This is a genomic window from Streptomyces sp. NBC_00249 (genome assembly GCF_026342355.1).
Classification (GTDB): Bacteria; Actinomycetota; Actinomycetes; order Streptomycetales; family Streptomycetaceae; genus Streptomyces.
Window position 1 is genome coordinate 186,630 of sequence record NZ_JAPEMV010000006.1, and the last position, 14,198, is coordinate 200,827.

10 protein-coding genes are annotated in these 14,198 nt (G+C 73.6%); 5 read left to right on the plus strand and 5 right to left on the minus strand.

What is annotated here, in order from left to right; translation table 11 throughout:
* The first annotated feature begins 52 nt into the window (after positions 1-52).
* The gene (locus OOK31_RS25735) at positions 53-982 is read left to right on the plus strand and encodes a hypothetical protein (RefSeq protein ID WP_267089721.1); all 930 of its coding nucleotides are present in this window, start codon (positions 53-55) and stop codon (positions 980-982) included.
* Positions 983-1,062: 80 nt separating this feature from the next.
* Here the strand turns inward: OOK31_RS25735 and OOK31_RS25740 are convergent, their stop codons facing one another.
* From OOK31_RS25740 to OOK31_RS25750, 3 genes are all read right to left on the minus strand, one after another.
* Positions 1,063-2,130 (minus strand): lactonase family protein, encoded by a 1,068-nt coding sequence (locus OOK31_RS25740; RefSeq protein WP_267089722.1) that lies wholly within the window; start codon positions 2,128-2,130, stop codon positions 1,063-1,065.
* Positions 2,131-2,185: 55 nt separating this feature from the next.
* Entirely contained in the window at positions 2,186-3,325 is a 1,140-nt protein-coding gene (locus tag OOK31_RS25745; RefSeq protein ID WP_267089723.1) for a nitric oxide synthase oxygenase, read from the minus strand.
* Between the two features lie 208 nt (positions 3,326-3,533).
* On the minus strand, positions 3,534-5,036 hold the full coding sequence (locus OOK31_RS25750) for an FUSC family protein (RefSeq protein ID WP_267090013.1): 1,503 nt from the start codon (positions 5,034-5,036) through the stop codon (positions 3,534-3,536).
* A 316-nt stretch (positions 5,037-5,352) separates the two neighbouring features.
* Between OOK31_RS25750 and OOK31_RS25755 the strand changes: the two genes are divergently transcribed.
* Positions 5,353-5,490 (plus strand): aldehyde dehydrogenase family protein, encoded by a 138-nt coding sequence (locus OOK31_RS25755; RefSeq protein WP_267089724.1) that lies wholly within the window; start codon positions 5,353-5,355, stop codon positions 5,488-5,490.
* A 106-nt stretch (positions 5,491-5,596) separates the two neighbouring features.
* Here OOK31_RS25755 and OOK31_RS25760 read toward each other — a convergent pair whose 3' ends face one another.
* Positions 5,597-9,076, minus strand: a complete 3,480-nt coding sequence (locus OOK31_RS25760) for a M28 family peptidase (RefSeq protein ID WP_267090014.1) — start codon at positions 9,074-9,076, stop codon at positions 5,597-5,599.
* Positions 9,077-9,251: 175 nt separating this feature from the next.
* Between OOK31_RS25760 and OOK31_RS25765 the strand changes: the two genes are divergently transcribed.
* The 3 genes from OOK31_RS25765 (at position 9,252) to OOK31_RS25775 (ending at position 12,784) form a co-directional block, all read left to right on the plus strand.
* Positions 9,252-10,211, plus strand: coding sequence for a LysR family transcriptional regulator (locus tag OOK31_RS25765; RefSeq protein ID WP_267089725.1), 960 nt, complete (start codon positions 9,252-9,254; stop codon positions 10,209-10,211).
* 64 nt (positions 10,212-10,275) lie between these two features.
* On the plus strand, positions 10,276-11,925 hold the full coding sequence (locus OOK31_RS25770) for an FAD-dependent monooxygenase (RefSeq protein ID WP_267089726.1): 1,650 nt from the start codon (positions 10,276-10,278) through the stop codon (positions 11,923-11,925).
* A gap of 73 nt (positions 11,926-11,998) precedes the next feature.
* A complete protein-coding gene (locus OOK31_RS25775; protein WP_267089727.1) occupies positions 11,999-12,784 on the plus strand; it encodes a hypothetical protein in 786 nt (261 codons plus the stop codon).
* Here OOK31_RS25775 and OOK31_RS25780 read toward each other — a convergent pair.
* A complete protein-coding gene (locus OOK31_RS25780; RefSeq protein WP_267089728.1) occupies positions 12,781-14,196 on the minus strand; it encodes an MFS transporter in 1,416 nt (471 codons plus the stop codon). The genes OOK31_RS25775 and OOK31_RS25780 overlap by 4 nt on opposite strands.
* Positions 14,197-14,198: the final 2 nt, after the last annotated feature.

Genomic DNA, 14,198 nt, shown 5'->3' on the forward strand with positions numbered 1-14,198 from the left:
ACGAGGCCCTGCCCGAACACCCCGTTCCGATAAGCCAGTAGCATGCGGCGCCATGAGCTCCCCCACTGGGCCCGCAAATGGCCTGCCCGTACGAATGCCGCGACCCCGCCAGACCGGACGGCACCGCCGGCCCGAGCCCGCGGTGGCGCCCGAGGGCGCGCCCGCGCTGGTGCTCGCCGTGCCCGGTGCCCCCTCGGCCGCCTCGCGGGGGCTCGCGGAAGAGATCATCAGCATCGGCCGCTCCGAGCTGCCCGGCCTGGACGCCCGGATCGGTTACCTCGAAGGCACCGACGGCGAGGACGCGGCGCGCGCCGAGTTCCCCTCGCTCTCCGGCGTGCTGACCGCCGTCGCGGACGAGCGGAACGCGCGCGCGGAGTTCGCCCGCGCCGCCGGGCACGAGGTGCCCGCGCCGCAGGGTCCGGACGCCGTGGTCGTGCCCCTGCTGGCCGGCCCCGACGCCGATCTGCTGCGCCGGATGCGGCAGGCGCTGATGGACTCCTCCGCCGCCGCCGAGCTGGCCGACGTACTCGGTCCGCACCCGCTGCTGGCCGAGGGCCTGCACGTACGGCTCTCCGAGGCCGGGCTCGCCCGCGCCGACCGGGCCCGGCTGTTCACCGTGGCCACCGCCGCCGACGGCATCATCCTGGCCACCACCGGCGGGGAGGAGGCCGTCCAGGCCGCCGGGATCACCGGCATGCTGCTGGCCGCCCGGCTCGCCGTCCCGGTGATCGCCGCCGCGCTGGACCAGGAGGGGTCGGTGGCCGCCGTCGCCGCCGAGCTGCGCGGTTCCGGTTCGGCCCAGCTGGCGCTGGCGCCCTACCTGATCGGCCCCGAGGCGGCCGAGGGCCTGCTCGACACCGCCTGCAAGGAGGCCGAGTGCGCCGCCGCCGAGGTGCTCGGTGCCTACTCGGCGCTCGGCAAGCTGGCCGTCGCCCAGTACAGCGCCGCCCTCGGGATCACGCTGGGCGCCGCCGCGCACTGACGCCCGTACGCGACACGCGTCAGGGCCCGCCCCGGGAATCCGGGGGCGGGCCCTGACGCGTTTCGGCCGCGGGGCGGGTGTCAGTCGAGGACCACGCAGGTGGCGGCGGGTACGGCGACCGAGCCGGCCCGGCGGGGGTGCCCGGTCAGGGGGTCCACCTCGAACCAGGTGACGTCCCCGGACCGCTCGTTGGCCGCGTACAGCCGGCGCCCGGAGGGGTCGGCGGCGAGGTCGCGCGGCCACCGGCCTCCGCACTCCACCGTGTCCGTGAGCTGCGGCTCCTCGGGGCCGGCGGTGAGCGAGAAGGTGACCAGGGTGTCGGTCCCGCGCACGGCGGCCCACAGGAAGCGGCCGTCCGGGGAGGCCACGATCGCCGAGGGGTAGGCCCGTACGCCCCCTGGAAGGCCCCCTGGGGCGACCGGAACCTCGACGACCGGTTCCAGTTGCCCGGAGGCAGCCGTCCAGCGACAGACGGTCAGCTGCGGCTCCAACTCGTGCAGGACGTAGAGCACCTCGCCCGACGGGTGGAAGGCGAGGTGGCGCGGCCCGGTCCCGGCGCGCAGGCCGGCCTCGGCGTGCACCCGCAGGGCGCCGGTCGCCGGGTCGGGCGCGCAGACCCGTACCGAGTCGGTGCCCAGGTCCACGCTGAGCACCCAGCGGCCGGTGGGGTCGGGCAGCACCTGGTGGGCGTGCGGGGCCTCCTGCCGTTCGGCGTCGGGGCCCGCGCCGCTGTGCGCGAGGACCGAGGCGGGCCCCGCGGGGCTGCCGTCGGCGGCGAGCGGCAGGCTGCTGACACTGCCCGAGGTGTAGTTGGCGGTGAGCAGCCGGCCCCCGGCCAGGCTGAGGTGGGTGGGGCCCGCGCCGCCGACGCGGACGGCGGCGCCGAGCGGGGCGAGCCCCTCGGCGGTGGGGCGGAAGGCGCCGACCGCCCCCTGGCCGGTCTCGCTGACCGCGTAGAGCACGCCGGTGTCGCGGGCGAGGGCCAGGTACGAGGGGTCCGGCAGGGCGGCCGTCGCCGTGAGCGGGGTCAGTGCCCCGGTGGACGGATCCACGGCCGCGGTCGTGACTCCGCGGCCGCCCCCCGAGGTGAACGAGCCGATGTAGGCCCGGTGTCCGCCGCTCCGGTCCGTCGTGTCCGCGCCGCCCACAGGTACCTCTTCTCCGCCGTTGCCGGATCCGTCCGCAGCGACGGTAACAGAAGGTCTAGACCAAGTCCCGCCCCCTGGCGCGTTCCTGTGCCCCGGAGTGGTGGACGTACGCCGTGGCGCTCGGCCGGTCCTCGAAGGTCCGGTGGAAGACCGGGGTCGCCGATCCGGAGATGGGCGGCACGATCCAGGACCAGTCGGCCCCCACCTCGCGCCCCTTGCGCTCCTCCCGCTCCAGGTGGGAGAGGAAGCGGCGGGACTCGGTGTGGTGGTCGGCGATGGTGACCCCGGCCCGGTCGAAGGAGTCCAGCACCGCCCGGTTCAGCTCGACGAGCGCCCGGTCCTTCCAGAGCGAACGGTCGTTGGAGGTGTCCAGGCCCAGGCGGCGGGCGACGGCCGGCAGCAGGTTGTACCGGTCGGTGTCGGCGAGGTTGCGGGCGCCGATCTCGGTGCCCATGTACCAGCCGTTGAAGGGCGCGGCCGGGTAGTGGACTCCGCCGATCTCCAGGCACATGTTGGAGATGGCCGGGACCGCGTGCCAGCGCAGCCCCCACTCGCTCCAGTCGTCGCCCTCGTCGGGGTGCCGGATGGGCACCTCCAGTACGGCGTCCGCCGGGGTGTCGAACCAGCGGGGCTTGTCGTCGACGCCCTGGACCACCAGCGGGAGGAGGTCGAAGGGGGTGCCGGGGCCGCCGGGCCAGCCGAGCCGCAGCAGGGCGTCGGTGAGCTCGGCGTTGCGGGCGTCGCCGACGGTGACGGAGTGGTGGTCGCCGTAACCGGCGTAGCGCACCAGCTGCTCGCTCCAGATCAGCGGGCCGGGGCGGTCGGGGGCGTCGGGGGCGAAGACCGTGATGGTGGGGCGGACACGGCCGCCGTTGGTCGCCTCGCGCAGGTGCTCGAAGCACTCGCCGGCTATGTCCTCGGCCTCGGTCAGGCCGCGGCGGTCGCGCACGCGCAGCGAGTTCCAGTAGAGCCGGCCTATGCAGCGGTTGCTGTTGCGCCAGGCCACCCGGGCCCCGTGGACCAGTTCCCGCGGGGTGTGCCGGTAGGTGCCGGTGTCCGCGAGCTCGGCCCGTACGGCCGCGAGCCGGGCGCGCGGATCGCCGGCGTCCGGATTCTCCCGGTGGAAGAGCCGGATGAACTCCTCGGCTTCCTCCCACACCTGAGCGGTGTCGGAGTGCTGTTGAAGTATTTCCATTCCGGGCGGTTACCCCCTGTCCGACCAGATCCACCCTGTACGTGCCGGATGAATGTGCAATGAACAATCACCCGTTGTACATGCCGCTGGTCAGCGCCGTGCGTGGGGCGCCCACGGAACACCCCTCCGAGTGGTCTTCGTCCATCGGCCTGCGGTGAGGGTCCCGGGAGACGTACCATCCCCGGAATCCGGGGAGTTGGGGGGCGCGTCAGGCGGCGAGCAGGATGCCCCGGGGAGCCGTGAGGGGATCGACGAGTTCGGCCAGCAGCCGTTCGAGGCCGTTCACGTGGGACAGCGCCGGGGCGTTCGCGGGCACCGCTTCGCAGCGGGACACGGCCAGCTTCTCCGTGCGGACCGCCCGGTCCGCGTGCGGGACGGTCAGGGCTTCCACCGCCGCCTCCACGCGCCAGCAGGCCGCGGCCAGGCGGGCGTCGTGGCTCGCGTCCTGGTCCGCCGCCACGGCGGCCAGCCCCCGGACCTCGACCGCGCACTCGTCGAGCAGCGCGATCACCCGCTGGGCACGCGCCTTGCGGCCCCGGTACGGGCTGAGGGGATGCACCAGCGGCGCGAGGGACAGCCGTACGCGCCCCAGCAACAGCTCCAGCTCCGCCGCGTGCGGGGCCGGATCCGCGTCGGGATCCCCCGCCAGCCGCTTGAACGAGGCAGCCGTGGCGAGGCGGACACAGTGCAGGGTGCGCTGGATCCAGGCGTCGTTCGTGGCGTGGGTGGTGACCGGCAGGACGAGGACCACGGCGAGGGCGGCGCCGATCGCGCCGACGGCCGTCTCCTCGAAGCGCAGGAGCAGCAGCCCCGGGTGCAGCACGCCGAGGAGGCCGTAGAGCAGTCCGGCCATGACGGTGACGAAGAACATCATCCAGGAGTAGGAAGGCGCGGCGGTGTAGAAGATGCCGAAGACGCAGACGGCCACGAGGGCGGCGGTGGGCGCGGGCGCGCCGTGCAGCGGTACGGCGATCAGCAGGCCGGCGGCGATGCCGATGACGGTGCCGAGGACCCGGCGGAAGCCGCGGACCAGGGTCTCGCCCCGCGAGGCGGTGTTGACGAAGATCCACCAGGCGGTGCCGACGGCCCAGTACCAGCGGTCCTCGGAGAGGAACTGGCCGAGGGCCAGGGCGAACCCGCAGGCGGCGGTGGCCTGGAAGGCCTGCCGGGTGGTGGTCCGGGCGAGGCCGGTCCCGGGCAGGCCGGACGGGGCGGCGGGCGGCGGGGTGCGGCGCTCGATCGGCCAGAGCAGGAAGCGGGCGGCTCCGGCGGAGAGCAGGGCCAGTCCGACGGCGGCGTACAGCTCGGGCAGCTGGGCGGGTACGGCGTGCAGGAACTGGGTGACGAAGAACATCATGAACCCGAAGATCCCCAGCGCGTGGCCGCGCGGCCCCCAGCGGCGGGCGTAGACCCCGGCGAAGACGACGGCGAGGAAGGCGGCGTCGCGGGCGGCGGGCGTGCCGTGCAGGGTGGTGGCCAAGGCCAGGACGGGGAAGCCGGCGGCGGGCAGCAGGGCCGTGGTCACCCGCTGGGCGCGGACGGTCGGGTCCAGGACGGTGAAGAGGGCGAGCAACGCCGCCAGGCCCCCGGTGATGGAGGCGGTCAGGGACAGACCCGCCAGTTCCGCGACGGCGACGGCGAGGCCGACGCCCATCACGGCGCGCAGGGAGTTCCTGAGTCTTTGACGCCCCGGATCCGGGGCCACGAACATCCTCTTCACGGCGGTGGGCCGCCCCCCTTGTCGTGCTCTGCGCCGCGCGTCGGGCTGCCCGGGGGTGGTGGGCGCCGTAGGCACGACGAAGGCGCCGCGGTCCGGATCCGGCCTCGTTGCCGTCCGGCGCTGCGCGGCGCCGATGATGCATGGATACAGCACACATAAGCATGTAGGGGGCAACGGCTCAACCGAGGAGCGAATGGCTGGGCCATTGGTCCAGCGATGGGCTCGTCTCACGGGCCACGTGGAGCCAACGGCGCAGGGTGCGAGAGGTGCGGACTCCGAACAGGCCATTTGTCGCGGGCCGCAGCGGGTGAGCCTGGAGCTGGGCGGCAACGCGGCGGCCGTGGTGCTGCCGGACGCGCCCCCGTACACGTACGAGCGGCTGGTCGCCGCCTCGACGTACAACGCCGGTCAGAGCTGCGCCGCCCCGGCGTGTCGCTGTCCGTGACCCCAGCTTGGTGTCTCCCCCCACGGGAGACTCGACTGCCAGTGTCCCGCGGGACGCGGCCGGCCCGGCCCCCGGGTGTGGGGGCCGGGCCTGTGGTGGGCGGGTGTCAGCTCGTCTGGAGGGTGACGTCGTCCACGACGAAGGAGGTCTGGAGGGACTGGTCCTCCACCCCGTTGAACTTCAAGGACACGCTCTGGCCCGCGAAGGGCGCCAGGTCGAAGGTCTTCTTGGTGTAGCCGGGGCTCGCGTCGACGTTGGAGAGCGTGGCCAGGGTCTGGCCGCCGACCGAGACGGTGAACCGGTCGTAGACCACGTTCTCGGTCTCGTCCGTGTCGATGTGCAGGTAGAAGGACAGCTGGTACGAGGAGCAGCCGGCCGGGATCGTCAGCGTCTGGGCGGCGCTGTCGGTGCGGCTGGTGCCCCAGCCGTTGAGCCAGGCCATCCAGCTGCCGCCGTGCGGGGCCTGCCCGGCCTGGTTGGTGATCACGCCGGAGGTGGTGCTCCAGGGGGTGGTGCCGTTCTCGAAGTCGCCGTTGACGACGAGCTGGCGCGGGGTGCAGGTGCCGCCACCGCCGCTGACGGTCAGCGTGTAGGTGGTGGTGTGGCTGACGGTGCCCGTGCCGGTGACGGTGAGGGTGTAGGTGCCGGGCGTGGTGCTCGCGCCGACCTGCACGGAGAGGGTGGAGGAGCTGCCGGACTGGACGGAGGCGGGGCTGAGCGTGGCGCTCACGCCGGCCGGGGCTCCGGAGACGGTCAGGGCGACGGTCTGGGCGGCGCCGCTGACGGTGGAGGTGTTCACGGTGGCGGAGGTGCTGCCGCCGGGGGCCGCGGTGCCGGCCGAGGGGCTGGTGGACAGGGCGAAGTCCTGCGCGGGGGTGTCACCCCCGACGGCCTGCTTCCAGACGGCGTAGGCGACGCCGTCGGCGCTGCGGTCGAGGACGGTGGCGTTGATGTTGTTCGTGGTGTCGCAGGAGCTGTGGTAGCAGGAGTCGTAGGCGGCGTTCGCGGTGCCGCCCCACTTCTGTGCCTGGGCCGTCGTCTTGCGGGCGCTGGCGCCGGCCGCGTAGCCGGAGGTGGGGATGCCGGCCTGCTGGAAGGAGTAGTCGTCGCTGCGGCCCTGGCCCTCGACGTTCTCCTCGGGGGCGAGGTTGAGGGAGGTCCAGTACGCCTTCAGCGGGGCGGCGGTCGTGGAGTTGACGTTGTTGATGAAGTAGCCGGCGTTGGTGGAGCCGACCATGTCGAAGTTGTAGTAGCCCTTGATCGCGGCGCGCTGGGCGCTGCTCAGCTGGTTGACGTAGAACTTGGACCCGTTGAGGCCCTGCTCCTCGTCGGTCCACCAGGCGAAGCGGACGTGCTTGGTCATGGTGGGGTTCTGCTGGGCGAGGACGAGGGCGTTCTCCAGCAGGGTCGCGGAGCCCGAGCCGTTGTCGTTGATGCCGGGGCCGGCGGAGACGCCGTCGAGGTGGGCGCCGAACATGACGGTCTGGTCGGCGGGGCCGCCGGGCCAGTCGGCGATCAGGTTGTTCGACGGGTAGGTGCAGGAGGTGCAGTTCTGCTCGGTGACGGTGAAGCCGGCGGCCTGGAGCTTGCCCTTCACGTAGGCCAGGGACTGGGTGTAGCCGGCGCTGCCCGCGCGGCGGTTGCCGCCGTTCTGGGAGGCGATGGTGTTGAGCTGGGTCAGGTGCGCCTGCACCTTGGCCACGTCGATGTTGGGCGGGTCGGTGCCGGGGACGGTGCCGCCGACGTTGAGGACATAGTCGACGGTGTGCGACAGGGTGGTGCCCTGCCCCTTGACGACGACGGTGGACGCGCCGGGCGCGGCGTTGGCGGTGGCGGTCAGGGTCAGCACGGAGGACTGGCCGGACTGCACGGTCGCCGGGTTGAAGGAGGCGCTCACTCCGGCGGGGAGGCCGGTGGCGGTGAGGGTCACCGGCTGGGCGGCGCCGGTGGTGACGCTGGTGCCGACGGTGGTGGTGACCGAGGCGCCCTGCTGGACGGTGCCCGACGAGGGGGTCAGCGCCATCGAGAAGTCGGGGTTCTGACCGCTCGGGGTGCAGGTCGGGTCGGCGCTCTGGGCGGGGACGCTGATGGCGTCCCAGGCGCCCTTGGCCTTGTTGAAGAGGCCGCAGGTGGGGTCGAGCGACTTGGCGGAGCTGAGGGTGGCCGTCCGGTACTTCTTGTAGGACATGCTGCTGGTCTTCAGGAGCATGCCGCCGTAGAAGATCTTGCCGGCGTTCTGGATGCCGACGCCGGTCAGGGTGCTCTGGTTGCAGGTGCTGCTGCTGGGCTTGCCCCCGCCGGGGTTGGTGCCCTCGGCGAGCAGGTAGAACCAGTGGTTGAGCGGGCCGGCGGCGGCGTGCACCTCGGTGCCGGGGATGGCGGAGCTGTAGCAGGCCGGGTCGTTGTTGACGGCCGGCGGGTTGTACATGTTGCGGATGGGGCCGCGGCCCTGGAGGTTGATGACCTCGCCGACCGTGTAGTCCGGGGTGTCGTACGGGGAGGGCTCGTTGATGTACGCCTCGGTGAGCGCGCCGAAGATGTCGCCGGTGGCCTCGCCGAGCCCGGCCTCCTGGCCGCTGGTGCCGCCGGGGGTGTTGGAGTCGATGGCGTGCCCGTACTCGTGGGCCACGACGTCGACGCCGGCGATCCACTCGTTGGCACTGTTGTGGCCGATGGTGACCGAGCTGCCGTCCCAGTAGGCGTTGAGGTCGTTCAGGCCGACCTTGCCCGGGAAGCTGCGGCCGTTGCCGCTGACGCCGTTGCGGCCCAGCCACTGGGAGAGCATGTCCCACTGCTTCTGGGCGGCGAACATCAGGTCGACGCAGCCGGTCTCCTTGCTGGTCGGGTTGCCCGTGCCCCAGCTGTCGGAGGACTTGGAGAAGACGCTGCCGTTGCTGTAGTCGGCGCAGCTCAGGCCGGTGCGGTTCGGGTCGCGCAGGGTGTACGTACCGCCGGAGTTGGTGGTGTCGATGGTGATCGGGCCGGGGCCGTTCCACTTGCTGTTGCCGCTGCCGGCGACGACGTCGTCGTAGGTGTCGACGACGGAGCCGGTGCGGGCGTCGACGAAGACGTGCAGTTTGCTGGGCGCGGTCTTCGTCCGGCCGGAGAGGACGGTCTCCCAGGCCAGTACGGGCTTGTCGTCCTTGAGGCGGACCACGAGGCGGCTGCTGTCGACCTTGTCGACGGCGGCCAGCTTGGTCCGCGCCGTGGCCTCGGCGTCCTTGGCGCCGACCGTCGGGCGGGTCGCCACGTCGATCCGTACGGAGGACGCGGACTGCAGGGCGCGTACCTTTCCGGCCCCGTCGGCGAGGACGACGGCGTCGCCGCCGACGACGGGCAGGCCGCGGTAGCTGCGCTCGTAGGCGACCGAGAAGAGGTCCTTCAGCCAGGGGGTGACCAGGCGGCGTTCGTAGTGTTCCTGGGAGGAGTTGACCAGGGTGTCCAGGCCGCTGCCGACGGCCTGGTCGGCGGCGGCGACCGCGCGTGCGGCGGGGGTGTCCTGCCGGGCCGGCTGGGGCTGTGCCGGCTGGGCGGCCGAAGCGGTTCCGGCCGCCAGGGCGCCGGCGAGGCTCGCGGTCAGCGCCATCGCCGCCACGCTCGCCGTCCATCTGCTGGGGTGCAACGTCCACTCCGATCGTGGGGGGTGAGTGCTCGTTCGTCCGCCGCCGAGTATGAGCGTGTACATGGCGAGATTGGGACATCCCGGCAGGCATAAGGCCGGAGTTATGGTGCGGTGCGCCGCCACTGCGTAACCTGCCGGGATGCGGCTGGAGTTGAGGCATCTGCAAGCCGTCTGCCGGATCGCGGAGGCGGGCAGTCTGGGGGGCGCGGCGCGGCGGCTCGGTGTCTCCCAGCCCGCGCTGTCGGCCCAGCTGCGGCGCATCGAGAGCGTCACCGGCGGCGAGCTGTTCGTACGCGGCAGGAACGGCGTGGAACCCACGGCGCTCGGGCAGTTCGTCCTGGCCAAGGCCCGGCGCGTGCTCCAGGAGATGGACGCGCTCGGCGCGGAGGCCCGGGCCGTCGCCACCGGCACCCCGCTGCGCCTCGGCTGCATCCTGCTCGTCCTGCTCGACGGGCTCCTCGCGCAGACGGACCTGTGCATGTCCGGCCAGGAGATCACCGTCGACCTGGAGGACTCCGTCACCGCGCTGACCCGGATGCTGGGCGCCGGACGGTACGACGCCATCGTCTACGGCGAGGTCAACGACCACGAGGTCCCCCTCCCCGAGGGCACCCTCGCCAGGACCCTGATCCGCAAGGAGCCCTTCTGCATCCGGCTGTCCTCGAGCCATCCGCTGGCGGCCCTGGACCGCATCGAGCTGACCGACCTGGCGGACGAGCCGTGGATGACCCTCGTGGAGGACGACGACGGCGGCCCCGAGGCCCTCGCCGCCGCCTGCGCGAAGGCCGGCTTCAGCCCGCTGCTGCGCTACCGCATCACCGACCGCAAGATGCACTACGACCTCATCGCGGCGGGCCGCGCCGTCTCCCTGAGCCAGCCGACGGCCCCCGGGGCCCCCGGGACGGTGATGCGCCCCCTGGCCGGCTCCCCCGTCACCGGCCGCATCCGCCTCGCCTGGAACCGCGCGGCGCTCTCGGCCGGGCAGGCGGAGCTCCTCTACCGCGCCGCCGCCCGCGCCTACCTCCTCAACGTGGGCAACAACGCCTTCCACCAGGCCTGGTGGGACGCCCACCCCGAGGTCCACCCCGCGCTGGACTGACCGGGACACCCCACCGGGGTAGCGCGCGGTGGCCGGTCCCGGCGCGGGCGCACAGCATGGAAGCATGCACGGCGACAGAGCGGACGTACTGGTCGTGGGCGCGGGCCCGGTGGGGCTGACCGCGGCGGCCGAACTGCGCAGGCGCGGGGTCTCCTGCCGGCTCGTGGACAAACTGCCGGCCCGGCAGCCGTACGCGAAGGCCGTCGGCGTCCAGCCGCGCACGCTGGAGCTCTGGGACCGGTCGGGGATGGTGCAGGACGCGCTCGACGCGGCGGTCCTGATGCGCGGGCAGCTGGTGTACGCCAACGGCGCCGAGCAGGCCCGCTTCGACATGGCGCTGCCGCCCGAGGTGCCCTACCGGTTCGCCGCGCTGCCGCAGTACGAGACGGAGCGGATCCTCGAGGCCTTCCTCGGCCGCTTCGGGACCTCGATCGAGCGGAGCACCGAACTCACCGGCTTCACCCAGGACGCGGACGGGGTGACCAGTGTGCTCGTCGGCGCCGACGGGACCGAGGAAGAGGTGCGGACCCGGTTCCTGGTGGGCTGCGACGGGGCGCACAGCGCGGTCCGCAAGGGGCTCGGGCTGACCTTCGAGGGCGGGGCCTTCCCCGAGGAGTACATGCTGGCGGACGTGGAGGTCGACTGGAGCCTCCCGCCCGGGTACGGCGTGCGTTCCATGCACTACGACGCCGAGGGCAAGGTCGACGACGCGCTGGTGTGCATCCCGCTGCCCGGCACGGGCCGGTACCGCGTGTCGATGATGGTGCCGCCCGAGCTGTCCGCGGCGGGCGGCGCGGCGGCGGACGGCGTGGCGCACGGCCTGGAGGGCGGCCGGGCCCCGGCGCTCTCCCACATCCAGGCCGTCCTGGACCGGCTCTCCCCCGAGCCGGTGACCGCCTCCGCCATGCGCTGGTCCTCGGTGTTCCGCATCAGCCACCGCATCGTGGACCGGTACGGGAAGGGGCGGGTCTTCGTCGCCGGGGACGCCGCGCACATCCATCCCCCGACGGGCGCGCAGGGCATGAACACCGGAGTCCAGGACGCCTGGAACCTGGCCTGGAAGCTCGCCCTGGCCGCCCGGGGCTCCGCGCACCCCGGGCTGACGGCGAGCTACGACGCCGAGCGTCGGCCGGTCGGCGAGGAGGTGGTCGGGCGGACCGTCCGGCACGCCACCGAAGGCGGCGTCCAGGCCGACCCGGAGGACCCGCGGACCCTGATGCTGCGCGAGGCGCAGCTGCTCGTGGGCTACCCCGACAGCCCGGTCGTCCTGCGGAACGGGACGGCGGCCGGGGCAGCGGCCGGGACGGCGGGCGGCCCCCGGCCCGGCGACCGGGCCCCGGACTGCGGGGGGCTGCTCGGCGACATCCCGGCGCATCCGCTGCGCCTGTACGACCTGCTGCGGGACCGCGAGCACGTGCTGCTGGTGTACACCGACGGCGCGCGGGCCTCGTACGTCCCCGAACTCGCCGCACTGACGGGCGGGTTGCCGGCGGGACGGCTCACGGCGTACGCGGTCCTCACCGAGGGCGGGACCGCGCCCGCCGGGGCTGCGCCCCCGGTGTACCGGGACGGGCGGGGCGAGTTCGCCCGCCTCTACGGGGTCGGCGAGCCGACGGCCTTCGTGGTGCGCCCTGACGGCTACGTCGGCGCCCGGCTCTGCCCGCCGACCGCCGAGGGCGTGGCCGCGTACCTCGCGGGGGTGTTCCGGGACTGACCGCCCGCCGGTGGCGCCGCCCGGGGTGTGCTGCACAATCAGGTCCTCGACACGATCAAGGGGACGGGCGTACATGCACGGGGTGGGGAACGACAAGAGGTACCGGCAGGTCATGGCTCTGGCCGTCGGCGCGGCACTGCTGGCCGGTACGGCGGGCTGCGCGGGCGGGAGCACGGACGCGGACGGGAAGGGGGAGGCGGCCTCGGCGGCCCCCGGCCCGTCGGGAACCTCGAGCGCGGCTCCGAGCGCGGCTCCGAGCGCGGTCGGCACTCCGGGACCCGGCGCGGACCGGCTGAAGGCGCTCCTGCTGGCGCCCGGCAGCAAGGCCGGACGGTACGAGGTCTCCGAGCCGATCCTCGACGAGCCGATGAACGAGCTCTACGACGCGGCCCCGGTGGTCTGCCAGCCGCTGACCAGCCTGGGCAAGGCGGGCCACACCGCGCAGGCCTACGGGACCGTCCGGGTGCCCGGCAGCCCGCTGGACATCGGCACCGACATCCTGCTGCGCTCCTACCCGGGCGCCTCGGCCGCCCAGGCGGCCCTGAAGTCCCTCGGCGAAGCGGGCAAGCAGTGCGCGGGCGGGTACACCGAGGACCGTGCGCTGGCGGAGGCCAAGGTCCTGCGGGTGGAGGAGGTCAAGGCGCCGTCGGTAGGTGACGAGGCGCGGGCCTACCGGATCGTCGTGCAGGACGTGAAGGACGAGAAGATCTCCCTGTACCGCTACCTGACCCTGGTGCGGTCCGGTTCGGTCACCCTCTCCTTCCGCTCCGACGTCTTCGACGTGAAGGACTTCGGCGGGGTGCCGCAGGAGATCGTCACGGCGCAGTGGGAGAAGTTCTCCAAGGGCCCCGCCTCCTAGTTATGGGCCGTCCGGGCCGGGTTGCGCCGTACGACCGCCGTCATCGCGGCGGCTCCCAGCAGGGACAGCAGGGCGGCGGCGCGCAGGACGGATTCGATGGCGGGGCCGTCGGCGGCGGCCGCGGCGGCGGAGCCGCTGATCACCTCCAGCACCGTGGAGGCGACGGCCACCGCGACGGCCCCGAGCAGCACCAGGGAGGTCAGGACCAGGCCGGAGGCGGCGCCGAGGCGGCCGGCGGCCACGTAGGACTGGGTGGCGACGTTCGTCAGGGCCCAGCTGAGGCCCACGCCGGCCCCCACCACCGCGAAGACGGCGGTGTAGACGGCGAGCGAGGTCACCCAGGTCAGGGCGAGCAGGCCGATGCCGCTGACCAGCATGCCGGCGGCCATGAGGGCGTCGGGGCGCAGCCGCAGGGCGAGGTGGCCCGACCAGTAGCTGGCCGCTCCGGCGCCCACGGACAGGGCCAGGAAGATCAGCCCGGAGTCCAGGGGCGACAGCCCGCGCGCCTGCTGGAGGTAGAGCGCGGAGAAGACCGCGACCAGGCAGTAGACGATGTTGGACAGGGATCCGGCGAGGGTGACGGCGACGAACGGGCCGTTGCGCAGGAGGGCCAGGTCGAGGAGGGGTTCGGGGGTGTGCCGCTCGATCCGGAGGAAGCCGGCCAGCAGGGCCGCGCCGGCCGCGGCGCAGCCCAGGGTCGCCGGGGAGGTCCAGCCCCAGTGCCCGCCCTGGTCGACGGCGATCATGAGCGTGCTCAGGCCTCCGGCAAGGGTGAGCACGCCGGGCAGGTCGAGGCCGCGGCCGGCCTGCTCGTCGCGGGTCTCGGGTACGTGGCGCAGCAGGAGCAGGGCGGCGGTGAGGCAGAAGGGCACGTTCAGCAGGAACACCGCGCGCCAGCTGGCGTGCTCGGCGAAGGCTCCGCCGACGAAGGGGCCGAGGGCGGTGCCGACGGCGCTGAAGGCGAGGACGGTGCCGACGGCGCGGCCCTGGCGTTCGTCGCGGAAGTAGGCGGTGACCACGGCGACGGAGACGGGGAGGATCAGGGCCGCGGTGCATCCCTGCACCACCCGGCCGGCGGTCAGCCAGGCGGTGTTCCGCGCGGCGGCGCAGACGACGGAGATCACGGCGAACCCGGTGAGGCCGGTGACCAGGACCCGTCTGCGGCCCAGCAGGTCGGCGGCCCGCCCGCCGCTGATCATCAGGGCGCCCAGGGCCAGCATGTAGCCGCTGACCAGCCACTGGAGGTCGGTGGAGGGGGTGTGGAAGTCCCGGCCGATGGCGGGGAGCATCAGGTTGAGGGCGAACCAGTCCATCTGCACGAGCAGCATGGAGATGGCGGCGGCCGCGATCACCGCCCGGTCGCGGCGGTCGAACAGGACGCGGCGCGCCCGCGCGCCGCGGGCCCTGGTCACGC